The 213-nt window shown below is 60.6% G+C and carries 1 protein-coding gene; it reads left to right on the top strand.

All coding sequences use genetic code 11. The annotated features are described in order from the left end of the window. Positions 1-213: helix-turn-helix domain-containing protein (locus C476_RS00020; RefSeq protein ID WP_008008549.1), on the top strand; the 213-nt coding region annotated here is incomplete at both ends.

The raw sequence follows: 213 nt of genomic DNA, 5'->3' as shown, positions 1-213 counted from the left end.
CAACGGGACAGTATCGGTGATTCACGAGGAAGTCAGTGAGAACCTCCGAGAGGGGTTGTCGCTCACCGTCGAACGCCTCGGAACGCCCCCATGCTTGCTCGAAGACGATCGGGTCCAACAGACTCTCACACCCGAACAGAAGGCGGCACTCGAGGCGGCTATCGAGCGCGGGTACTACGAGGAGCCACGGCAGCAGTCAGTCACTGAAATCGC

This window comes from Natrinema limicola JCM 13563 (assembly GCF_000337475.1).
In the GTDB taxonomy this organism is placed as follows: domain Archaea; phylum Halobacteriota; class Halobacteria; order Halobacteriales; family Natrialbaceae; genus Natrinema; species Natrinema limicola.
This window is presented reverse-complemented; position numbering and strand designations above follow the sequence as displayed.